Annotated in this window: 24 protein-coding genes; 11 read left to right on the top strand and 13 right to left on the bottom strand. The window is 65.4% G+C overall.

Annotated features, from left to right (window positions below; all coding sequences use genetic code 11):
• Nucleotide 1: 1 nt before the first annotated feature.
• Nucleotides 2-790, top strand: coding sequence for a heme ABC transporter ATP-binding protein (locus tag EN786_RS29595; RefSeq protein ID WP_127311405.1), 789 nt, complete (start codon nucleotides 2-4; stop codon nucleotides 788-790).
• A 13-nt stretch (nucleotides 791-803) separates the two neighbouring features.
• Here the strand turns inward: EN786_RS29595 and rirA are convergent, their stop codons facing one another.
• The gene (gene rirA, locus EN786_RS29590) at nucleotides 804-1,265 is read right to left on the bottom strand and encodes an iron-responsive transcriptional regulator RirA (protein WP_127285960.1); all 462 of its coding nucleotides are present in this window, start codon (nucleotides 1,263-1,265) and stop codon (nucleotides 804-806) included.
• Between the two features lie 201 nt (nucleotides 1,266-1,466).
• Here rirA and EN786_RS29585 point away from each other — a divergent pair, with 201 nt between their 5' ends.
• From EN786_RS29585 to EN786_RS29575, 3 genes are all read left to right on the top strand, one after another.
• Nucleotides 1,467-2,762, top strand: a complete 1,296-nt coding sequence (locus tag EN786_RS29585; protein WP_127285959.1) for a DUF445 domain-containing protein — start codon at nucleotides 1,467-1,469, stop codon at nucleotides 2,760-2,762.
• Nucleotides 2,763-2,817: 55 nt separating this feature from the next.
• Nucleotides 2,818-3,246: a phasin family protein gene (locus tag EN786_RS29580; protein WP_127311406.1), complete on the top strand. Its 429-nt coding sequence runs from the start codon at nucleotides 2,818-2,820 to the stop codon at nucleotides 3,244-3,246.
• 227 nt (nucleotides 3,247-3,473) lie between these two features.
• On the top strand, nucleotides 3,474-3,971 hold the full coding sequence (locus tag EN786_RS29575; protein ID WP_127285957.1) for a MaoC family dehydratase: 498 nt from the start codon (nucleotides 3,474-3,476) through the stop codon (nucleotides 3,969-3,971).
• Nucleotides 3,972-4,109: 138 nt separating this feature from the next.
• On the opposite strand, the gene EN786_RS29570 is transcribed toward EN786_RS29575, so the two are convergent.
• On the bottom strand, nucleotides 4,110-5,564 hold the full coding sequence (locus EN786_RS29570) for an MFS transporter (protein WP_127311407.1): 1,455 nt from the start codon (nucleotides 5,562-5,564) through the stop codon (nucleotides 4,110-4,112).
• A 114-nt stretch (nucleotides 5,565-5,678) separates the two neighbouring features.
• Here EN786_RS29570 and EN786_RS29565 point away from each other — a divergent pair, with 114 nt between their 5' ends.
• Nucleotides 5,679-6,572, top strand: a complete 894-nt coding sequence (locus tag EN786_RS29565) for a LysR family transcriptional regulator (protein ID WP_127311989.1) — start codon at nucleotides 5,679-5,681, stop codon at nucleotides 6,570-6,572.
• A 6-nt stretch (nucleotides 6,573-6,578) separates the two neighbouring features.
• Here EN786_RS29565 and EN786_RS29560 read toward each other — a convergent pair whose 3' ends face one another.
• Entirely contained in the window at nucleotides 6,579-7,997 is a 1,419-nt protein-coding gene (locus tag EN786_RS29560; RefSeq protein WP_127311990.1) for a PLP-dependent aminotransferase family protein, read from the bottom strand.
• A gap of 106 nt (nucleotides 7,998-8,103) precedes the next feature.
• Between EN786_RS29560 and EN786_RS29555 the strand changes: the two genes are divergently transcribed.
• Nucleotides 8,104-8,997: a DMT family transporter gene (locus tag EN786_RS29555; RefSeq protein WP_135909179.1), complete on the top strand. Its 894-nt coding sequence runs from the start codon at nucleotides 8,104-8,106 to the stop codon at nucleotides 8,995-8,997.
• Nucleotides 8,998-9,012: 15 nt separating this feature from the next.
• Here EN786_RS29555 and EN786_RS29550 read toward each other — a convergent pair whose 3' ends face one another.
• From EN786_RS29550 to EN786_RS29540, 3 genes are read right to left on the bottom strand one after another with little or no spacing between them, the layout of a single operon-like run.
• On the bottom strand, nucleotides 9,013-10,053 hold the full coding sequence (locus tag EN786_RS29550; protein WP_127312162.1) for a zinc-dependent alcohol dehydrogenase family protein: 1,041 nt from the start codon (nucleotides 10,051-10,053) through the stop codon (nucleotides 9,013-9,015).
• A 35-nt stretch (nucleotides 10,054-10,088) separates the two neighbouring features.
• On the bottom strand, nucleotides 10,089-10,739 hold the full coding sequence (maiA, locus tag EN786_RS29545; protein WP_127312161.1) for a maleylacetoacetate isomerase: 651 nt from the start codon (nucleotides 10,737-10,739) through the stop codon (nucleotides 10,089-10,091).
• Between the two features lie 4 nt (nucleotides 10,740-10,743).
• Nucleotides 10,744-11,442, bottom strand: a complete 699-nt coding sequence (locus EN786_RS29540) for a fumarylacetoacetate hydrolase family protein (protein WP_127285944.1) — start codon at nucleotides 11,440-11,442, stop codon at nucleotides 10,744-10,746.
• Between the two features lie 69 nt (nucleotides 11,443-11,511).
• Between EN786_RS29540 and EN786_RS29535 the strand changes: the two genes are divergently transcribed.
• Nucleotides 11,512-11,757, top strand: coding sequence for a hypothetical protein (locus EN786_RS29535; protein ID WP_127285945.1), 246 nt, complete (start codon nucleotides 11,512-11,514; stop codon nucleotides 11,755-11,757).
• Between the two features lie 12 nt (nucleotides 11,758-11,769).
• Nucleotides 11,770-12,453, top strand: a complete 684-nt coding sequence (locus tag EN786_RS29530) for a response regulator transcription factor (protein WP_127285946.1) — start codon at nucleotides 11,770-11,772, stop codon at nucleotides 12,451-12,453.
• 123 nt (nucleotides 12,454-12,576) lie between these two features.
• Here EN786_RS29530 and EN786_RS29525 read toward each other — a convergent pair whose 3' ends face one another.
• Genes EN786_RS29525 through EN786_RS29510 form a run of 4 tightly spaced genes read right to left on the bottom strand, consistent with a single transcriptional unit; the run spans nucleotide 12,577 to nucleotide 15,775 of the window.
• A complete protein-coding gene (locus EN786_RS29525; protein ID WP_127285947.1) occupies nucleotides 12,577-12,969 on the bottom strand; it encodes a hypothetical protein in 393 nt (130 codons plus the stop codon).
• A 13-nt stretch (nucleotides 12,970-12,982) separates the two neighbouring features.
• Nucleotides 12,983-13,252 (bottom strand): hypothetical protein, encoded by a 270-nt coding sequence (locus tag EN786_RS29520; RefSeq protein ID WP_127285948.1) that lies wholly within the window; start codon nucleotides 13,250-13,252, stop codon nucleotides 12,983-12,985.
• Nucleotides 13,249-14,592 (bottom strand): hybrid sensor histidine kinase/response regulator, encoded by a 1,344-nt coding sequence (locus EN786_RS29515; RefSeq protein WP_127285949.1) that lies wholly within the window; start codon nucleotides 14,590-14,592, stop codon nucleotides 13,249-13,251. The genes EN786_RS29520 and EN786_RS29515 overlap by 4 nt, the downstream gene beginning before the upstream one ends.
• A gap of 13 nt (nucleotides 14,593-14,605) precedes the next feature.
• Nucleotides 14,606-15,775, bottom strand: a complete 1,170-nt coding sequence (locus tag EN786_RS29510; RefSeq protein ID WP_127311219.1) for an FIST signal transduction protein — start codon at nucleotides 15,773-15,775, stop codon at nucleotides 14,606-14,608.
• Nucleotides 15,776-16,056: 281 nt separating this feature from the next.
• On the opposite strand from EN786_RS29510, the gene EN786_RS29505 reads away from it, so the two are divergent.
• The 3 genes from EN786_RS29505 (at nucleotide 16,057) to EN786_RS29495 (ending at nucleotide 19,827) form a co-directional block, all read left to right on the top strand.
• Entirely contained in the window at nucleotides 16,057-16,557 is a 501-nt protein-coding gene (locus EN786_RS29505; RefSeq protein WP_127285950.1) for a (2Fe-2S)-binding protein, read from the top strand.
• Nucleotides 16,558-16,666: 109 nt separating this feature from the next.
• Nucleotides 16,667-19,018: a xanthine dehydrogenase family protein molybdopterin-binding subunit gene (locus EN786_RS29500; RefSeq protein WP_135909177.1), complete on the top strand. Its 2,352-nt coding sequence runs from the start codon at nucleotides 16,667-16,669 to the stop codon at nucleotides 19,016-19,018.
• A 14-nt stretch (nucleotides 19,019-19,032) separates the two neighbouring features.
• A complete protein-coding gene (locus EN786_RS29495; protein WP_127393493.1) occupies nucleotides 19,033-19,827 on the top strand; it encodes a xanthine dehydrogenase family protein subunit M in 795 nt (264 codons plus the stop codon).
• Between the two features lie 62 nt (nucleotides 19,828-19,889).
• Here EN786_RS29495 and EN786_RS29490 read toward each other — a convergent pair whose 3' ends face one another.
• From EN786_RS29490 to EN786_RS29480, 3 genes are all read right to left on the bottom strand, one after another.
• On the bottom strand, nucleotides 19,890-20,378 hold the full coding sequence (locus tag EN786_RS29490) for an SRPBCC family protein (protein ID WP_127285356.1): 489 nt from the start codon (nucleotides 20,376-20,378) through the stop codon (nucleotides 19,890-19,892).
• Nucleotides 20,379-20,454: 76 nt separating this feature from the next.
• Nucleotides 20,455-20,949, bottom strand: coding sequence for a GNAT family N-acetyltransferase (locus tag EN786_RS29485; RefSeq protein ID WP_127285357.1), 495 nt, complete (start codon nucleotides 20,947-20,949; stop codon nucleotides 20,455-20,457).
• Between the two features lie 16 nt (nucleotides 20,950-20,965).
• A complete protein-coding gene (locus tag EN786_RS29480; RefSeq protein WP_127285358.1) occupies nucleotides 20,966-21,724 on the bottom strand; it encodes a copper homeostasis protein CutC in 759 nt (252 codons plus the stop codon).
• Nucleotides 21,725-21,875 lie beyond the last annotated feature (151 nt).

The raw sequence follows: 21,875 nt of genomic DNA, 5'->3' as shown, positions 1-21,875 counted from the left end.
CATGATCGAAGCGCGCGATGTTTCGGTGGCGATCTGCGGCAAGCGCATCGTCACCCACGTCGATTTCGCCGCGCGGCCGGGCGAGATCGCGGCCATTGTCGGACCCAACGGTTCGGGCAAGACGACATTCCTCAAGGCGCTGTCGGGCGAGCTTGCCTATACGGGCGGCATTGCGCTGAACGGCTGCGACCTCAAGGCGATGAAGCCGGTTGAGGCGGCGACCTATCGCGCCGTGCTGCCGCAAGCGACGACATTGTCCTTTCCGTTCACGGTGCGCGAGATCGTCAGGCTCGGCCTTGTCGGCGGACGCTCCGGCGTGCTGCCCGGCGAGAACGCGCGGCTGCCTGAGCGGGCGCTGGCGCGCGTCGATCTCGACGGCTTTGCCGGACGATTCTACCAGGAGCTTTCAGGCGGCGAGCAGCAGCGCGTGCAGCTTGCCCGCGTGCTCTGCCAGGTCTGGGCGCCGGTGCTCGACGGCAAGCCACGCTACCTGTTCCTCGACGAGCCGGTGTCCAGCCTCGACGTCAAGCACCAACTGATCATCATGGACATTGCCCGCGACTTCGCCAGGCGCGGCGGCGGCGTCGTCGCCATCCTGCACGATCTCAACCTGACCGCCATGTATGCCGACCGCATCCACGTCATGCATCGCGGCCGGCTCGCCGCCGCGGGCGCGCCGCAGCACGTGCTGACCGACGAACTGATCGAGAAGGTGTTCGATTGCCGGTTGAAAGTTGGCGTGCTGCCGGCAGCCAATATGCCGTTCGTTTTGCCGCAATCGGCGGCCTAGCCGCCGGCTGCAATCAGGCGGCCGGGGCCCGCTGCTCCAGCATGTCGATGCCGAGCAGATGGCGCACATTCGGGCGCGCCGCAACAAGGTCGGCGATCGTGTAGCGCGACAGCACGGCAAAGAAGGCGTTGAGCGCCTCGCGCAGCGCTGAGTTCAGCGCGCAGCTGTCAACCAGCGGGCATTCGACCGCGTCGTTCTCGAAGCATTCGGCCATGGCGAAGCTCTCTTCGGTCACCCGCACGACGTCGAACAGGCTGATCTGTTCGGCCGGACGGCCGAGCCTGACGCCGCCATTCCTGCCACGCACCGTCTCGACCAGGCCGTTCTCCACCAGCGGCTGCAGGATTTTGAACAGGAACAGCTCCGACACCGAATAGGCGGCGGCGATCTCGGGGATGCGACTCAGCCGTTCGGTATTGGCGGCGCAATACATCAGGATGCGCATGGCATAGTTGGTCTGGCGCGTCAGCCGCATTTCGTCCTCTTGAACCAGTAGCTTGGGCTCAATATGGCCTATACCTTGGAACAATTCCAGACTGGCAGCGCACGATAGATGAATAAACGCGTCAACTTTATGTGCATGGTGGCGCAAATCGTGAGCGTGGGTAGCGTGCCGCGGGCATTTGGCCTTCAGCGTCCCTAGATAAGTCGCAACATCGATCAGGAGCGGCTCACAATGTCACAAGCGGCCCCGGCCATGAACCATGTCCGATTCGACACCGACGCCGCTGCCAAGCTTGCGGCGCTGAGGCGAACCAAGTTCGTGGCGACCGCGGCGCTGGCGCTCTGCGTTCTGGTCTTTGCGCTCGCCAAGTCGTTCGAGGGCACCTATCCGTGGCTCGGCTTCGTCGCCGCCTTCGCCGAGGCGGCGACCATCGGCGGGCTGGCCGACTGGTATGCGGTGGTGGCGCTGTTCAGGCGCCCGCTCGGCCTGCCGATCCCGCACACGGCCATCATCCCGGAAAACCAGAACCGCATCGCCGACAATCTCGGCCGCTTTATCGAGGTCAATTTCCTGGCGCCGGAGCCGGTGCGCGAAAAGCTGGCCGAGGTCGATTTCTCCGCCTTGGTCGCCGACTGGCTGGCCGATGCGGAGCGCGCCGCCGGCCTGTCGCGCTTTGTCGCCCGCCTGGTGCCGCAGACGCTTGCCGCCGTCGAACAATCCGGCCTGCGCGGCTTCGTCACCAGCCGCATGATGGATGAGGTCGAGAAGGTGCCGCTGGCGCCGCTTGCCGCCGAGCTCCTGTCGGCGCTCACCGACGACCGCCGCCACCAGAAACTGTTCGACGAGTTCACCAGGGTGATCGGCCGGTTCCTCAACGACGAGGAGGCGCTCTCCGCCATGCGCGAGAAGATCCGCGAGGAATTGCCGTCGCTGTTCAACCTGTTTCGCGCCGACGCCTATCTCCTGAAGAAGATCGTGGCCTCGGCAGGCACGCTGCTCGAGGAGGTGCGGGCCGATCCCGACCACCCGATGCGGGCAGAGTTCGACCGTTTCGCGAGGACTTTCATCGAACGGCTCAGGACGTCGAAGCAATATGCCAGGCGGGCCGAGCAGTTGAAGCGCGATTTCCTGGAGCAGCCGGAGATGAAGGCGCTGGCCGGCGGCATGTGGGAAAGCCTGCGGCAGTTCATCGAGCAGGACGCTCAGGCGGAGAACTCCCTGATCCGCGCCCACTTGGCCAACATGTTCGTCGAGGTCGGCCGCCATCTGGCCAGCGACGCGCGGATCAGGGCCGACATGAACCAGGGGTTCGTGGTGGCGCTGTCGTCCTTCGTCGAAAGCCAGAAGAGCGGCGTGTCGAAATTCATCGCCGACCAGGTCAAGCGCTGGGATCTCGGCCAGCTCACCCGGCTGATCGAGATGAACATCGGCAGGGACCTGCAATATATCCGCTTCAACGGCATGGTCATCGGCGGCCTTGCCGGCATCGTGCTCTACACGGCCGAGCGGTTGTTCCTCGTCAATTGACGCAAGCGTAGCGTGCTCTATTCTTCCTGGCGGGAGTAGATTGGGGAGCAGAGATATGGCGAAGCAACCGGAATCCGACTCGTTCCTGGACATGTTCAGCAGATTCGGCCGCGACCTGAAGGTGCCGAATGTCGATGTCGAGGCGATAATCAGCCACCACCGCAAGAATCTGGAAGCACTCGAAAAATCGGCCAGGGCCGGCGCGGCCGGCGCGTCCTCGTTGCTCAGCCGGCAACGCGAGATGATGCAGGACGCGCTGCGCGAGATCACCGATCTGGCGCAGAATTATCGGGCGCCCGGCAATCCGCAGGAGTTGATGGCGAGGCAAGCGGAGTTCGCGCGCAAATCCTTCGAGACGGCGCTGAAGAATGCCGGCGAGGTGGCTGAAATGGCCAGGAAATCCGGCACCGAATCCATCGAGATCCTGCGCGAGCGGATCAAGGACGCGATGGCGGAGATCCGCGCCGGCTACGACAAGAAGTGACGCTTCCCACCGGCGTCGCTGGTGCTGCCTGCCAGGTACCCTCGCGCTTCCGGGAGCGGCTAGGTCGCGGGCGTTGAGGGGCAATGCTGCCTTCCGGCGGCATTGTGGACGAACTGCCACCCATGGCAGCAAAACGCTGCCTGTCGGAACCGAATTGCCAGGCGGCGAATTGACAGTGGGCTCCGCTTCGTGATCGGGAGACAGGCAAAGCGATCGGGAAAGCAGGAATGACGGAAACACGGCCGAGGACGCCGCCGACCTTCGAGCAGTTGAGGACGATGGCCGGGCAGGAAGTCGGCGTGTCGGAGTGGACGACGGTCGACCAGCATCGCATCGACCAGTTCGCCGAATGCACTGGCGACCATCAATGGATCCATGTCGACCCTGAAAGGGCAAAACGGCAGAGTCCGTTCCGCACCACGATCGCGCATGGCTATCTGACGCTGTCGATCATCGGCGCGTTGGCGCTCGACATGGGCATCGTGCCCGAAAACACCCAGGCCGCCTTCAATTACGGCTTCGACAAGGTGCGTTTCCTGGCGCCGGTCCGGGTCGGCTCGCGCATCAGGTTGCGCACGACGCTGCTGTCCATGGAGGACAGGGGCCCCGGCCAGTATCTGATGAAGGCCGCCAATACGGTCGAAATCGAAGGCGAGCAGAAGCCGGCCTTGACCGCCGAGACACTGGTTATGCTGTACGAGCGCCGCAAGCGGGCAGGGGCCTAGAGCTGTTTGGAATTCTACTCTGGCGGCCATCTGATGGCGTTTTGTGCGCTTCCGGTGGTCACAGACCCAAACGTCCGTTGCGCTCCGGTTCTCGAAGCCACCACCATATGGTTCGCCAGAGCGAAGTTCGAAACAGCTCTAGGCCTCGGCCCGCTCCTTGCTTCTCGCAGCCGCCCGCCGGCAGAACACGGCAAGGCCGAGCGCAAACAGCGCAAGCGCCATCGCGACCCGGAACGTGACCTGCATTCCGAGCAGGGTTGCCGATGGTGTCGCTGAATCTGCTCCAGCAGATGCCGCGGCGAATATGGCGCCCATCAGCGATGCGCCGGTGATCAGGCCGAGATTGCGCGACAGGTTGACGAGGCCGGAGACGACACCGCGCTGGTCGGCGATCGCGGCCCCCATCACCGCGGCGTTATTCGCGGTCTGGAACAGGGCGTAGCCGCCGCTCAGCGCCAGGACCGGGACGACGTAGCCGGGAATGCCGAACGCGATCCGGATCGACGAGAGGGCAAACGTGCCGAGAACGAGCGAGGCCAGGCCGGCTATCATCGTCGGCTGGGCACCGAAGCGGTCGACCAGCCGCCCCGCCGGCACCGCAGCCAGCGTCGCGACCAACGGTGCCGTGGACATTACCAGCCCGACGGTGGCGGGGTCGAGGCCCAGCGCTCTGGAGAGGTAGAACGGCGCGACCACCAACTGGCCCATCACCACGGTCGAGACGACGACGCTCATGGCGAGGCTTGCGGTCAGCATGCGGTCGCCGAATGCAGCCAGGCGGACGAGCGGCGTTTCGACCTTCAATTCCGTCACGATGAACAAGGCGATGCCAAGGGCGGCAACGACAAGCAGGGCGAGATTGAGCAGACCAACGCTGCCCTTGCCCAGTGTCATGGCCAGCGCGTAGGCGGCCAGCGTCAGGCCGAGCAGAACCGTCCCGAGCGTATCGAAAGCGCTTCGTCCCGGCCCGGACCTGCCGTCCTTGGGCAGCGCGCGCCAGACAAGCGCGAAAGCCAGCAAGCCGAGCGGCACATTGACCAGAAACATCGCCCGCCAGCCGGCGCCGGCGATCAGCAGTCCGCCCAGCGAGGGGCCAAGCATGGTGCCGATCGACGACATGGCGCCGAGCAGGCCCATGGCACTGCCGGTCCTGGCCTTAGGGACGGTGCCGGCGACGAAGGCCAGCGTCAGCGCCATCATCACGGCCGCGCCAAGGCCTTGCGCGGCCCGCGCTGCGATCAACAGCCCAAGCGTCGGCGCCAGCGCGCAGAGCGCCGAGGCGATCGTGAACAGGGCGATGCCGGCGAGCAGCAGCGGGCGGCGGCCGACAATGTCGGCCAGCCGCCCGGCGCTGACGATCATAGTGGTGATGGCAAGCAGATAGGCCAGCACCACCCATTGCACGGACTGGAACGAGGCGCCGAACGCCTGCATCAGCGATGGCAGGCCGACGCCGGCGATGCTGGCGCCGAGAGAGGACAACAGCGTGGCAAGCGACAGGCTGGCCAGCGCCCAGCGAACGGACCGCGTGGGCGTCGCAGCGCCGTCAATCCAATTGCTTTCGGTTCCAACTTTTTCCGCGACGTTCGCCATGGCTTGCTCCTTTGCTTCGGCCTGGTCATACGCCCCTCGCTGACATGGCGGAAGACGCAGCATTTGCATCTTATTCATGCATTCGACGCCATATATCCGTGCTATGATCCGGCGATGCCGTCACCCGATCTCAACCTGCTGGCCGCCCTGGATGTCCTGCTCAACGAAGGCAGCGTGGCGCGCGCCGCGCAAAGGCTGGGCCTCAGCCCGTCGGCGATGAGCCGCACGCTGGCGCGCCTGCGCGAGGCGACGGGCGATCCGCTGCTGGTCCGCGCCGGCCGGGGCCTTGTGCCGACGCCGCGCGCGCAGGAATTGCGGCTGCAGGTGGGCCGCGTGGTCGAAGACGGGGAAGCGCTGCTGCGCCCGGCCAGGCTCCTCGACCTGCAAGGCCTCGACCGGACGTTTACGCTGCGCACCAACGAAAGCTTCGTCGAGGAGTTCGGGCCGCGGCTTGTCGCCCGCGCCGGAGCGGAGGCTGCCAATGTGCGGCTGCGCTTCGCGCCGAAGTCCGACAAGGACGTAGCGTCGCTGCGCGACGCGACCATCGATCTGGAGATCGGCGTAGCCGGCGAGACCGGACCCGAGGTCCGCATTCAGACGCTCTTTCGCGACCGCTTCGTCGGTGCGGCGCGGTCCGGCCATCCGCTAAGCCAGGGGCCTGTCACGCCGGCGCGCTTCGCGGCCGGGCGCCACATCAGCGTTTCCCGGCGCGGCCGCGAGAGAGGGCCGATCGACGAGGCCCTGGAACAGCTTGGACTGCGCCGGACTGTGGTGTGCATGGTGTCCAGCTTCTCGGCGACACTCGCCATGGCCCGCGCGTCCGACCTGATCGCCAGCGTGCCCGAGCGGCATACGGAAGGCGCGCGCGCCGGCATGTTCAGCTTTCCCTTGCCGGTCGCGACAGCGGAGGTGACGATCTCCATGCTCTGGCATCCGCGCCTCGACGCCGATCCGGCGCAACGCTGGCTGCGCGATTGCGTGCGCGCGGTCTGCGCCGCTTCCGGCTGAGCGGAATTACGCTGACATCGCCGCTTCGAGCGCCTTGAAGATGCGTTCGTCAGCCGACTGGGCGACATTGAAGCGCAGGAAGCGGCTGGCTGTTCCGGACAGGCTGAACGCATTGCCGGGTGCCAGCACTACACTGTCGGCCAGTGCGCGGCGAGCGACCTCCGCCGCATCCAGGCCCTCCGGCAGGCTGCACCACAGGAACAGGCCGGCCGGCTGCTCGATCCACGGCGTGATGCCGATCGGCTTCAGGCGGGCACTCGTTTCGGCCATGGCGCGCGCAAGCCGGATGCGCAACGCCTCGACATGCTTGCGGTAGCTGCCGTCCTTCAGCAGGGTCAGCACCAGTTCAGCCGCCAGCCTGCCGCCGCCGAAGGTCGTGGCGATCTTGAGGTCGATGAGCTGCTCGATCCAGTCGCGGGGCGCCGCGATGAAGCCGCATCGCACCGAGGCCGACAGCGTCTTGGAGAAGCTGCCGATCTGGACGACGCGGTTGAGGCCATCGAACGCCGCCAGGCGCGGGGCGGGGCTGTGCTCGAAATCGGCGAAGATGTCGTCCTCGACGATGGTGAGGTCAGCCTGGTCGGCGAGCTTGAGCAGCCGGTGGGCGGTGACCGGCGACAGGATCGCGCCTGTCGGATTGTGGATGCCGGAGTTGGTGATGTAGAGGCGCGGCCGGTGCTCGGCCAGCGCCGCGGCGAACAAGTCGATGTCCGGCCCAGATGGCGTGTAGGGCACGCTGACCACCTTGGCGCGGTGGGCGCGCAGAAGCGCGTGAAAATTGAAATAGCAGGGGTCGTCGACCAGAACGGTGTCGCCGGGCTCGATCAGGAAGCGGCACAGGAGATCGATGGCCTGGGTGCCCGATTCCGTCAGCATGATCTGTTCGGGCGCGGCTTCGATCCCATGCCCTGCCATGCGCCGCGCCAGCAACTGTCGCAGTGGTGCTAGGCCGAGCGGCGTGCCGTAATCGGCAAGCGCGACATCATCGGCGCGCGCCGCCGTGCGCAGCGCCCGGCGCAAGGCGGCCTGCGGCATCCATGCGGCCGGCAACCAGCCGCAGCCAGGTTTCAGCACCTCATCGCCGGCTTCCAGAGACTGGCGCGAGACCCAGAGCGGATCGACCTCGCGGTCGAGCCGGGGGCCGATTTCGGCCAGCGACAAAGGCGCCAACTGACCGGCGGCGTAGAAGCCCGAGCCCGGGCGCGAGCGGATCGTGCCTTCGGCGGCGAGCCGTTCGTAGGCCTCGACGACGGTGGATTTCGAAACCCGCATGGATTTGGCGAAGGCGCGGATCGAGGGCAGCCGCGCGCCCGGCGTCAGGCTGCGCGCGGCGATCCGCTGGCGGATGGTCGCCATGACAGTTTCGACAAGGGTGGTCGCGGCAAGTGTGCGCGCAGCGTCGGTTTCCAGAACGAGTGCGGTCATCTGTATTGCTCAATCGGCCATTACAGTTTTGCAGAATTGTACCGCATTGTCTCTGGCTGCACCATAGGGGTCTGCCCGATACAGGGCGAAAGAAATGAGGCCTGGAATGGACAAGACCGCGAGCGGCTGGGTGAATGGATTCGTCGGGGTGTTGATCTTCAGCGGCTCGCTGCCGGCGACGCGCGTGGCGGTGGCGGAATTCGATCCGACATTCCTGACCTCGGCCCGCGCGGCGATTGCCGGACTGCTTGGCCTGGCGATGCTCATCCTGTTCCGGCAGAAACGTCCGGAGCGCGGGGATCTGCTGTCGCTGGCGATCGTTGCGCTGGGCGTGGTCGTCGGCTTCCCCTTGCTGACGGCGCTGGCGCTCAAGCACGTCACCTCGGCCCATTCCATCATCTTCGTCGGTCTGCTGCCGCTGGCGACAGCAATCTTCGGCGTGCTGCGCGGCGGCGAGCGTCCACGCCCGGCCTTCTGGCTGTTCTCCTGCCTCGGCAGTGCGCTCGTTGGGAGTTTTGCCTTGACGCAGGGCGTCACCGCCTCGCCGGTCGGCGACGCACTGATGCTGGCCGCCATCGTCGTCTGCGGACTTGGCTACGCCGAGGGCGCCGCGCTGTCGCGCAGGCTTGGCGGCTGGCAGGTGATCTGCTGGGCGCTGGCGATCTCGCTGCCGATCATGCTGGTGCTGACCTTTGTAACGCTGCCCCCGTCCTTCGTCGGCATCGGCTCCGGCGCCTGGGCCGGCCTCGCCTATGTCTCGCTGTTCAGCATGCTGATCGGCTTCGTGTTCTGGTATCGCGGCCTGGCCCAAGGCGGCATCGCCGCCGTCGGCCAGCTGCAGCTTCTGCAGCCCTTCTTCGGCCTGGCGCTGGCGGCGACGCTGCTGCACGAGCAGGTCAGCCCGCTGATGATCGCCGTCACCGTCGCCGTGGTGCTTTGCGTCGTCGGCGCCAAGAGATTCGCCAAGCAGGAGTTGCCGAGACGCGCGGCTTCGGCGTGACGCCGGCATCCGCGCCTAGAACTTCGTCACCACGCCGATGCCGATGCCCTCGAAGCCGCCCATCGCCATCAAGGCCGCAGGCGCCTCCTCGAGGCTGATCTTCTTGCCGACCAGAAGTTCCGGCTTCAGCTTGCCGGTGCGGATCATCTCCATCATCGCCGGATAGCGGTAGGCCTGCATGCCGTGGCTGCCGAATATCTCGAGCTCGAAGGCGATCACCTTGTCCATCGGCACCTGCGGCTTGGCATGCTCGGCCAGCATCAGGCCGACCTGAACGTGGCGGCCGCGGCGGCGCAGATTGGCGATCGAATTGAACGAGGTGGTCGGGTGGCCGAGCGCGTCCATCGACATATGCGCGCCGCCATTGGTGATCTGCTTGACCGCCTTGACCACGTTGGGGGTGTTCGAGGCGTTGATCGTCGCCACGGCGCCGATCTTCCTTGCGAAGTCCAGCTTCTCGTCGGTGAGGTCGATGGCGATGACGTTGGCGCCCATCGAGCTGGCGATCATAATCGCCGACAGGCCGACGCCGCCGCAGCCATGCACGGCCACCCATTCGCCCGGCTTGACCCGACCCTGGTCGACGATGGCGCGGAAGGAGGTGACGAAACGGCAGCCGAGGCTGGCGGCGGTGGCGAAGTCCATCTCATCGGGCAGGCGCACGAGATTGGTGTCGGCATGGTCGATAGCGACATATTCGGCGAACGAGCCCCAGCCACTGAAGCCTGGCTGCGTCTGGTGCTCGCAGACCTGGTGGTTGCCCGACGTGCATTCGAAGCATCGGCCGCAGCCAACGGCGAACGGCACGGTGACGCGGTCGCCGGCCTTCCAGCGGGTCACCCGCTTGCCTGCGGCGACGACGATGCCGGCGAGTTCGTGGCCGGGCACATGCGGCAGCGTGATGCCGTCATCATGGCCCATCCAGCCATGCCAGTCGCTGCGGCAAAGCCCGGTCGCCTCGACCTTGATGACGACGCCTTCCGGCGCCGGCTTCGGGTCGGGGACGGTCTGGATCGTCGGCGCCTCGCCGAACTTCTCGAACACGACAGCTTTCATCGGCAACTCCCCATGCTCTACCCGGAATTGTGCGGCTACTCCGCGTCTGCCTGATTCTCCGGCGCCGCCTTGCGGAAAGCCGGCAGCGCCATGCAGGCGGCGTGGATGCGCGAGATCACCGGATAGGGCGCCATGTCGACGCCGAAGCGGGCGTTGTTGGTGACCTGGGCGGCGAGACAGATGTCGGCAAGGCCGGGCGTGTCGCCGTGACAGAAGGTGCCGGTCTCGGGCGATGAAGCGAGAATCGTCTCAAGCGGCTGGAACCCTTCGTTCACCCAGTGCCGGAACCAGTTGACGACATCCTGGTCGCCGGCGCCGAACAGCGTGCGCAGCGAGGTGAGCACGCGCAGATTGTTCACCGGATGGATGTCGCAGGCGATCATCTGCGCCAGCATTCTCGCGCGAGCTCGCCCAAGCGCATCCGCAGGCAACAGCGGCGGCTCGGGCACGGTCTCGTCGAGATATTCGATGATCGCCAGCGACTGCGTCAAAAGCCGGCCGCCGGCGAGAACCAGCGCCGGCACCAGCCCTTGCGGATTGACCGCGCGGTAGGCGGCTTCGAGGTGCTCGCCATGGCGCAGATGATGCGGCACGTAATCGTAGGTGAGGCCCTTCATCTCCAGCGCGATGCGCACCCGGTAGGAGGTGGAGGAGCGGTAGTAATTGTGGAGGATCAGGTCGCTCATCGCATCACGCTGCCGGCTGGCCGATGGTGATTTCGATGGCGCCGATGCCGTCGACGCCGCCGGTCATCGTTTCGCCCGGCCCGACCGCGCCGACGCCGGCCGGCGTGCCGGTGAAGATCAGGTCGCCCGGTTCCAGTTCGACCGCCTCGCTGCAGATCGAGACGATGTCTGCGAGCGGCCAGATCAGCTCGGCAAGGTCGGCATCCTGCCGGACCTTGCCGTCGACGGCGAGCCAGATGCGGCCCTTCGCGGGGTGGCCGGACTTCTGCGCCGGGACCAGCGCGCCGCACGGGGCGGAACGGTCGAAGGCCTTCGACCAGTCCCAGGGCCGCGCCGCCTTCTTGGCCTGGTCCTGCAGGTCGCGCCGGGTGAGGTCGATGCCGACGGCATAGCCCCAGACATGAGCAAGCGCCTCGTCGCGGGGAATGCGGAATCCTGCCTTGCCGATCGCCGCGACCAGCTCGATCTCGTGATGCAGGTTCGCGGTCAGCGGCGGGTAGGGGATGGTGGCGCCGCTGTCGACCACCGCGTCGGCCGGCTTGGTGAAGAAGAAGGGCGGATCGCGCTCGTCATTGCCGAGTTCCCTTGCATGCGCCGCATAGTTGCGGCCGACGCAGAAGATGCGGCGCACCGCGAAGCGTTCTTGCGAGCCCCCGACGGCAACGGACGGGGTCGCGGGCAAAGGAAGGACGAATTCCGTCATGCGTTTCTCTCAATCGTATCTCTGGTCGGCACATTCGGCCGATTTGCGCGACCCGGCAAGGGATGCGCGATGGCAAGGCGCTGGTCATACCGGCGCTTGCCGGCTGAATTTCAGCGGAACAAGGCCGCGCCGACGTTCAAAAAACCGTCGCGGCCAAAAGAAACAGCGCTGTGGGCCATTCGGCGGCATGTCGTTTACTTTCGTTTCCGGTTATGGCGTCACCTGGGCACTGCAATCGACGGCAAGAATGGCGATGTATTGTTTGCCAATAATCTGGCCATGGTTGCGGGATTATCCTATTCTGGGCGCAAGTGAAGCGACCTCATCATGACCGCAGTCAACGATCGCGCCCGGTTTCTGATCATCGACGACCATCCGCTGTTCCGCGAGGCGCTGCACAGCGCCGTGCAGATGGCCTATCCGGATGTCGATACGGTCGAGGCGCGCTCGATCGCCGAGGCGCTCGACCTGCTGGCCGGCCCGAAGCCGTTCGACCTCGCGCTGCTCGACCTCAGCATGCCCGACGTTCACGGGTTCGACGGGTTGCTGCAGCTCAGGACCCGCCATCCGCGCCTGCCGGTGGTGATCGTCTCCGGCTATGAGGAGCCGCGCATCATTTCCGAGGCGCTGTCCTACGGCGCGGCCGGCTTCATCCCGAAATCGGCGCGCAAGAGCGACCTCGCCGCCGCCATCCGCTCGGTGATGGACGGCGCGATCTATGTGCCGGAGACCTACGAGATCCAGCCGCCCGACGCCGACAGCATCGACCGCGCCGACATGGTGCAGCGGCTGGCGCGGCTGACGCCGCAGCAACTGAGGGTGCTGCAGATGCTGCGCCAGGGCATGCTCAACAAGCAGATCGCTTATGAGCTGCAGGTCGGCGAGACCACGGTCAAGGCGCATGTCTCGGAGATCCTGCGCAAGCTGAACGTCTACAGCCGCACGCAAGCGGTGATCGAGGTGTCGAAGCTCGATAATGCGGAGCTGTTTCGGGATCAGGCGGGGTTTTGAGGTTTGCAATCACCCTGCAGGTGATGACGCCGAGCGAGCACGAAAAAGTGCACCGTCACCGTAATTCATTTCCGACAGACCAACAGCCCCTAAAACGATATCGACGAAACGACTGCTCTCACTTCATAGTTCTTCATTCATAATCTCGCTTTCTTCACCAAGGCCGACATAGGTCACGAAAGCAAAATCGTTCCCATTCGACAAGTACCAAGCAGACAACGTTTCATCCGCTTTCTGAGACAATACGCCAACACTCATTGTATTTGCGAATTTCTCCTCCGAAATATGATTGGTGTCTATGAGGTTGTTGTGGCAAAATTCGATCATGAACGATCTAAGAACCTCGAAACCCGCGTTAGGTTTTTCCCCGCTCCGATATTTGGCGATAGAGAATTGAAGAGCGCCGACACCCGATGCCTTGGCTAAGGTAGGGGGCCACGCTCCAGGAACGTCGTCGGTTATGTCTTCCCATCCGGCAGCCAGGTCGAATGTGATGCCATGGAATTGTACTATCATTGCGATTTCTGGATCACTCCTGACCTACCTGCTTAAGCTCGCGGCCGTCGACAAAAAGCCGAACAAATCCCCCATCAGGGGGCCAAAGGCAAAGATGGGTTCCGGCTTCTTCGATTTCGTTCCGGCCCGCGAAAGCGGGTTCGCCGAAGAATCGAAACTCCGCTTCTGTTGATGGATCGATCAGATACTGATGTGCCCAAGGTTCCACGACGATCCGGATCGGACTGTCGGTACGGTTCCTGTACGAGATGGTCTGGGTGAGATGCATCAGCACCAGCTTCAAGCCAGCAGATGCGCCAGCAGAGCCCGCAGTTGCGCCGGCTTCAGCGGTTTGCGCATCAGTTCGATGCCGTCGGCGCGGGCGGCCTTGGCGACGACGTCCGACCCGTCGGCGGTAACGATCAGCGCCGGCACCGGGCGGCCGAGATAGTCGCGGACTTCGGCGATGGTCGCGGTGCCGAGGTCGCCGCCGTCGAGATGCTGGTCGGCAATGACGATGTCGGGCACCCAGTCGGTGTCGCCAAGCATATCCAGCGCATCGTCGGTCGAGGTCGCGGCGCGCACCTGGCATTGCCAGCGCTCGAGCAGGAAGGTCATCGCCTGCAGTACGTCGGCATCGTTTTCGACCAGCAGCACCTTGGTGCCGAACAGGCCGTAGCCGCGCGGCCGCTCCAGATCGGCGGTGCTGGCGGTCGTATCGGCCGCGGCGCCGATGCCGACCGGAACGTCGATGTGGAAGATGGTGCCGCGGCCGAGCTTCGACGAGAACGTCACCGGATGGCCAAGGGCGGCGGCCATGCGGCGCACGATGGCGAGGCCCAGTCCCAGCCCGCCGCCGGACAGCCCGGTGTCGGTGAGCGCCGTGCTGCCACGATGGAATTCCTCGAACACCGCCTCGCGCTGATCGTCGGCAATGCCGCAGCCGGTGTCGGCGACATCGATGCGGATAATATCGCCGCGATGCCTGGTGCCGACGAGCACGCCGCCGGAGCGGGTGTAGCGCAGCGCGTTGGACAGGATGTTCTGCAGGATGCGGCGCAGTAGCGTGCGGTCGGAGCGCACCAGCGCGTTCACCGGCCGGAACTTCAGCGTCAGCCCCTTCAGCTCGGCCACCGGCAGGAAGTCCGAACGCAGCGAGGAGAACAGCGCCTCCAGGCTGACATCGCCGATCTCGGGCTGCACCACTCCGGCGTCGAGCTTGGAGATGTCGAGCAGCGTGCGCAGCAGGTCCTCCATCGTCTCCAGCGAACGCTCGACCTGGCGCACCAGCTTCTTGCCTTCCTCGCTGGTCTGCACCTCGGCCAGCGCCGAGACGGAGAGGTGGGCGGCGTTCAGCGGCTGCAGCACGTCGTGGCTGGCGGCCGCCAGGAACCTGGTCTTGGAAAGGTTCGCCAGTTCGGCGGTTTCCTTGGCCGCGATCAGGTCGATGTTGGTCTGCTCGAGCCGGCGCAGGGTCGAGTGCAGTTCGTCGGTGCGCGTGCGCACCCGGTTCTCCAGCGAGATCGCGGTCTGGAACAGCGAGAAGGCATTGCCCTGCTGGTCCATCGAGCGCTCGACACGGCTGACCAGCGCGGCGTTGATCTTCTTCAGCTTTTCGAGGTCGTTGATATCCCGGAGCGGCATGGGGCGGCCCGCGCTATTCGGCCGCCAGGCGATCGCCGAAGGCGATGCCGGTGAAGGTCTGGTTGAGATGCATCGAGCGATACTGTTCGCCATAGGTGCCGAAGCCGATGACGTTGTTGACCCGGTAGAGCTCCGAAATATCCCGGAAGACTTGGCGGTTGCGCGCGTCGAGCCGCCGCAGCACGCAGTCGAAACCGAGGATCATGTCGATGCCGCCCAGCCGCTCCCGGACATCGCTGAGCGCGGCGCGTGTCGCCTCCACCATGTTCTTCGGCTGGGCGATCGAGAGCACGACGCCGTCGTCGATGGCGCAGAAGAAGGAGAGCGAGCCGTCGGCATGCATCCTCTGGATCGAGCGGCAGTAATATTCGCCGCCCACCTTCACCACCACCGGATGCGAGGCAAAGCTCAGCGGCGTCAGCGTATGCGGCAGGATCCCGACCGAGGCGGCATATTCCTCGGCGGCGTTGACGGCGTTGAATTCGCGCACGATGCGGTGATCGGGATCGGAAGCGGTCACCACCAGCTTCTCGTCGGTGGGAATGAAATTGTCGGTCTTGAAGACGTGGAAGGGGATTTCGGTGGCGATCAGCATGATGATGGCGCTGTCGGAGGCGACCTTGCCGTTCGAGATCAGCGTGGTGGTCTCGAATTTGAGGTCGTCGCCGGCCGAGCCGCCAATCAGCGGAATGTCATCCAGCCCCCAATGGATGGCCGACGTCACGGCCTCCTCGGCATAGGACAGCCCGTCGATGAAGCACAGCGCGAAGGTATCCTTGGCCCGTCCATGTCCGACGCGGCCGCGCAGCGAGCGCCTGAGCGCCGCGACCTCGCCGGTGATCCTGTCCATGCCCGACGAGGAGAGATTGTCGACCATGATGCTGGCCGTGGCGAACGAGGCGGACGGCAGGAGCAGGGCAAGGATGTGGCCGTCCTCGAGCCCCTGCGGCGTGATTTCGCCGGCGGTCGAGCAGCCGGCATAGGCAAGCGCCGGCGCGTGCTCGGTCAGCGCTTGCGACAGCGCCGCCGCATCGACCAGACTTTGGGAGAAGAACAGCAGCGCGAAACCAGCGTCGATCGCCGCCGCTTCCGCCGCGATTGCCCGGGCGAAGGCATTGGCGTCGGGCTCATCCGTGGTGAGCGCCGAGAGGCCGCATGCATAGCGCGTCCGCGAACTGGCCAGCTGCCTTCTCCTGCATTTCCTCCGACGTTGTCTTGTGCGCGTCGGGCGAGCGGCGTTGAAGGCATTGTTGTCTTCACGGCGGCGCTTTGGCAATGGTCCGCCCCCATACGGCGTGACCGAAAGTACAATATGCGACTTTTCGGGCGAACTGCATTCTCGCCCCGTGGAGGGCCCAAGCTATTTTTTTCCCGCTTTTGTGCGGCACGTGAACGGGCGAACAGCCAGGCGCCGGGAGGAAAACGGCGCCAGGACGACCAAGGTAAAATACCCAGGGAGGTTTCATGTCGGACATATCGTTGACGGTGAACGGCAGGCGCGTCAGTGGCGCCGCCGAGGACCGTACGCTTCTGGTTCACTTCTTGCGCGAGAATCTCGGCCTCACCGGGACGCATGTCGGCTGCGACACCTCGCAATGCGGCGCTTGCGTCGTGCACGTCGACGGCAAGGCGGTGAAGTCCTGCACGATGCTGGCGGCGCAGGCCTCAGGGTCCAGCGTGGTGACCATCGAAGGGCTCGCCAACGGCGCCGACCTGCATCCGGTGCAGGCCGCGTTCAAGGAGCATCACGGGCTGCAATGCGGCTTCTGCACGCCGGGCATGATCATGACCGCGACCGACATGATCGCGCGTCATCCGGAAGGCCTCGACGAGGCGACGGTGCGGGCCGAGCTCGAAGGCAATATCTGCCGCTGCACCGGCTACCACAACATCGTGAAGGCGATCCTCGCCGCCTCGAAGGCGATGGCGAAGGGGTCGAAGGGCAAGACGAAACGGGCTGCTTGATAGGGGAGTAAGGGAATAGGGGAGTAAGGGAATAAGCCAATTGGCTCTTAATTCCCTAGTCCCTTACTTCCCTACTGACCTATTCCCCTAAATTCCGGAGGAATTTCATATGGGCATTGAAGGTGTTGGCGCCCGCGTGGCGCGCAAGGAGGACAAGCGGTTCCTCACCGGCGCCGGCCGCTATGTCGACGACATGGTGGTTCCTGGCATGAAGCATGCAGCGTTCGTGCGCAGCCCGCACGCGCATGCGCAGATCAGGAAGATCGACGTCAAGAAGGCACAGGCCATGCCTGGCGTCATCGGTGTGCTGACCGGCAAGGAGCTCAAGGCCGACGGCATCGGCAATCTGATCTGCGGCTGGATGATCCATTCCAAGGACGGCTCGCCGATGAAGATGGGCGCATGGTCGCCGCTGGCCGTCGACAAGGTCCGCTATGTCGGCGACGCGGTCGTAATCGTGGTTGCCGAAACCAAGGGCCAGGCGCGCGACGCAGCCGAGGCTGTCGAGATCACCTACAAGGAACTGAAGGCGGTGGTCGACGCGACCAAGGCGCTGGAGAAGGGCGCGCCGCAGATCCATGCCGAAGCCGAGAACAACCTGATCTTCGACTGGGAGATCGGCGACGCCAAGGCGGTCGACGCGGCGATCAAGGGCGCGGCGCACGTCACCCGGATGAAGATCGTCAACAACCGGCTGGTGCCCAACGCGATGGAGCCCAGGGCAGCGCTTGGCCACTACGACAAGGCCGAGGATCATTACACCTGCTGGACGACATCGCAGAACCCGCATGTCGCGCGGCTGGTGATGAGCGCCTTCTACAACATCGCGCCGGAGAACAAGCTGCGCGTCATCGCGCCCGATGTCGGCGGCGGTTTCGGCTCGAAGATCTACATCTATCCGGAAGAGATCGTCTGCCTGTGGGCCTCGAAGAAGACCGGCGTGCCGGTGAAATGGGTCGCCGACCGCACCGAGAGCTTCCTTTCGGATGCGCATGGCCGCGACCATGTCTCGACGGTGGAGATGGCCTTCGACAGCAACAACCGGATCACCGGGCTGAAGGTCGACACGATCGCCAATCTCGGCGCCTACATGTCGCTGTTCTCGTCCTGCGTGCCGACCTATCTCTACGCCACGCTGCTGTCGGGCCAATACGACATGCCGGCGATCCACGCCAACGTTCGCACCGTCTACACCAACACCGCGCCCGTCGATGCCTATCGCGGGGCAGGGCGGCCGGAAGCGACCTATCTGCTGGAGCGCACGATGGAGACCGCCGCGCGCGAGCTCGGCGTGTCGCCGGCGGAGCTTCGGCGGACGAACTTCATCAAGTCGTTCCCGCACCAGACGCCGGTCATCATGAACTATGACGCCGGCGACTATGGCGCCTCGCTCGACGCGGCGATGAAGGCATCGGACTACGCCGGCTTTGCCAAGCGCAAGGCCGCCGCCTCAAAGCAAGGCAAGCTCCGCGGCATCGGCATGAGCTGCTACATCGAGGCCTGCGGCATCGCGCCGTCGGCGGCGGTCGGCTCGCTCGGCGCCGGCGTCGGCCTTTGGGAATCGGCCGAGGTACGCGTCAACGCCGTCGGCACGATCGAGGTGCTGACCGGTTCGCACAGCCATGGCCAGGGCCACGAGACGACCTTCGCGCAACTGGTCAACCAGCGCTTCGGCGTGCCGATCGACAGCGTGTCGATCGTGCATGGCGACACCGACAAGGTGCAGATGGGCATGGGCACCTACGGCTCGCGCTCGGGCGCGGTCGGTATGTCGGCGATCTCCAAGGCGCTCGACAAGGTCGAGGCCAAGGCCAAGAAGATCGCCGCGCATCTGCTCGAGGCCGACGAGAGCGACATCGTCATCGAGAACGGCGCCCTGAAGGTTGCCGGCACCGACAAGAACGTGCCGTGGTTCCAGATGGCTCTGGCGGCCTACACCGCCCACAATCTGCCGGCCGGCATGGAGCCGGGCCTGAAGGAGACGGCGTTCTACGATCCGGCCAACTTCACCTTCCCGGCCGGCTGCTACATCTGCGAGGTCGAGATCGATCCGGAGACCGGCTCGACCGAGATCATCCAGTTCGTCGCCGCCGACGATTTCGGCAACATCATCAACCCGATGATCGTCGAGGGGCAGGTGCATGGCGGCATCGCCCAGGGCGTCGGCCAGGCGCTGCTGGAAGGCGCCTATTACGACGCCAGCGGCCAATTGCTGACGGCAAGCTACATGGATTATACGATGCCCCGCGCGGGCGACCTGCCGTCGTTCAAGGTCTCGACCTCGAACACGCCATGCCCGAGCAATCCGCTCGGCATCAAGGGCTGCGGCGAGGCCGGCGCCATCGGTTCGCCGCCGGCGGTGATCAACGCCATCACCGATGCCATCGGCATTGCCGACATCGCCATGCCGGCATCGCCGTCCACGGTGTGGACCGCGATCCGCGCGAAGACCAAGCACTGAGGGAGGGAGCAAGCATGTATTCGGTCAACTACCACCGTGCCGCCTCGGTTGCCGAGGCCGCCAAGCTTTTGAAAAGCGGCGAAGCGAAGCTCCTGTCGGGCGGCATGACGCTGATCCCCGCCATGAAGACGCGGCTGGCCGCGCCCTCGGACCTCGTCGACGTGTCCCGGCTGAAGGAACTGCAAGGCGTCAAGGTGTCGGGCAAGACAGTGACCATCGGCGCCGCCACCACGCACCACGACGTCGCCAATGACCAGAAGCTGAGGAAGGCCTGCCCGGCGCTGGCCCATATGGCCTCGCTGATCGGCGACCCGGCGGTGCGCCACAAGGGCACGATCGGCGGGTCGATCGCCAACAACGATCCGGCGGCCGACTATCCGGCGGCACTGCTGGCGCTGGGGGCGACGATCGTCACCAACAAGCGCGAGATATCAGCCGATAAGTTCTTCAAGGGCCTGTTCGAGACGGCGCTGAAGGATGGCGAGATCATCACGGCCGTCAGCTTCACCGCGCCGGCCAAGGCGGCCTACGAAAAGTTCCGCAATCCGGCGTCGCGCTATGCGATCGTCGGCGTGTTCGTCACCAAGGGCAAGGACGGGGTCCGCGCCGCCGTGACCGGTGCCGGCGACGATGGCGTCTTTCGCTCTAAGGAGATCGAGGCGGCGTTGGCGAAAAATTTCGCGGCGTCGGCCCTCGACGGCGTGAAGGTGCCGGCGAAGAACCTGATGAGCGACATCCACGCCTCGGCGGATTACCGGGCCAATCTGATCGCGGTCATGGCCAAGCGTGCAGTCGCCGCCGCCGGCTGACGCTTGCAGTTCGCATGAAGAGAGAAGGGGCCGTTATGGCCCCTTTTTTCGCTACCGCCTGATCAGGCCGCCTGGCGATTTTTCCGTTCGGACAGGTAACGGCGCAGGCCGGCTTCGCCGCGCGGCGTCGTCCAGCGGTGGTTCCAGGCAAAGGCCTGCCTGAGCAGCGGCGCCAGAAACTTCAGGATCGGCCTCAGCACCGTGACCTGCCAGATCAGGTTGACCCGAGTGCCATTTCCCGATGGCGACAGTTCCGCCCGCCACAGGCCGTCGAAATCGCCGAAGGTCTTGACCACCACGAGCCGGCCGGGTTCGAGTTCGGCCGCCGCGATGATGAAGTTCAGTTCGTAGGGCAGGGCGCCGCGCGCCCGGGCCTTTGCCCGCGAGCCGACCACGCCCTTGCCCTTCTTGTCGAGCGGCACGACCTGCTTGTAGACGTCGCCCCACCAGAGCGGCAGCAGTTCGGCGTCGGAGAGCACATCCCACACCTCTTGCGGCGTCGCCTCTGGAATGTCCCAGCTCTCGTCGAAGCGGAAGACGTTGCTCGGCATGGCGGTTCGCCCCCGGTGGCGCAGACGGCCACTTTAGCGACGGCTTGTTTGTTGCGCCAGTGCCGCGCGCCGGCGCTCAGGCAAGTTGCCTGAGGTAGTAGCGCACGGCCTTCTTGCCGCCATGGATGACCGCGTCGCCGACCTCGGCGAATCCCAGCGCCGCATGGAAGGCGTCCGATGCCGGATTGGGAGGATCGGCATTCACCTCGCAGGTGACGATCGCCTGGCCGGAGCGCGCGACGTGCTCGAACAGATCCTCGTAGAGCCGGCGAGCATGGCCACGGCCGCGCGCGGCTGCCGCGACGACAACCCGGTCGACATAGATGAAGCGCTGGTAGCGTTCGCGGAACCAGAGGAAGTTCGGGCTGTCGTAGTCGGCGTCCTGGTCGAAGGTCATGATGAAGGCCTCGAGCGCGCCAATGCGGCGCGCATAGAAGGCCTCGCCGAGCAGGAAGGAGAGCCGCTCGGCTTCCAGCCAGGACAGTTCCGCCGCATGCTCGTTGTTGAGCGCGAGGATGGCGGGCTCGTCCCCGGGCGAAACGCGGTCGATCGGCGAGCGTCCTTCGGTCATCGCATCTTCCCAGGAATCAGGCCCTGACGGCCGCGATGGTCGCCGCCACCAATGCCCCGTCGGTCACCGTGGTGCGGTACTCGCGGTCGAGGTCGCTGCCGCCCATGCCGACGCGCGGGTTGCGGTAGCGCATGGCGCTCGGCACATCGGCAAGGGCCGCGAAATGCATTTCCTTCAGCCCGGTCCTGGCGAGCACCTCGGCGATATTGTCGGGATCGAGCCCGCCGCAGCCGAGGATGATGATGCGCTCGCCGGACTGTTGGACGAGCGCGGCCAGAAGCTCGGCGCCCTCCAGAGCGGTGTCGCGCTGGCCGCTGGTCAGCACGCGGCCGACCCCGCAGCGGACCAGCGCCTCGAGCGCCTCGGCCGGGTCGCGCGTCATGTCGAAGGCGCGATGGCAGGTGACGTTGAGCGGGCCAGCCGCGCGCACCAATTCGCCCATGCGGGCCTCGTCGATGGTGCCGTCGGCATTCAGGCAGCCGACGACGACGCCGGCGACGCCGAGACCGGCAAGCGCGCTGACATCGGCAAGCATCGAGCGGTACTCGGCCTCGCCGTAGAGGAAATCGCCGCCGCGCGGCCTGACGATGACGTGGAACGGAACGGTGGCGAGCTCAAGCGCCGCGCGCACCGTGCCGAGGCTCGGCGTGATGCCGCCTTCGACCAGGCTGGCGCAGAGTTCGACCCGGTCGGCGCCGGCGGCCTGCGCGGCAAGCAGCCCGTCAATGCCTTCGACACAGAGTTCGATCAGGGGTGGCTGAGGATTCTTGCTCAAGGTGCGGTCCGTCCATGATTTTTCGGCGACAGCCCTAGCATCGGGTCTGCTGCCGTGAAAGCGGCAATGATCGGTCCAGCGGGCGACGGGCGACCGGCATTCGCCAAGGCGTGCTTGACAATTCAATAACTAGCGAGTTATGAGTTAATTC

It is taken from the genome of Mesorhizobium sp. M4B.F.Ca.ET.143.01.1.1, assembly GCF_004792275.1.
GTDB classification, from domain to species: domain Bacteria; phylum Pseudomonadota; class Alphaproteobacteria; order Rhizobiales; family Rhizobiaceae; genus Mesorhizobium; species Mesorhizobium abyssinicae.
The sequence above is the reverse complement of the archived record's forward strand: the minus strand, read 5'-3'. Positions and strand labels throughout refer to the sequence as shown.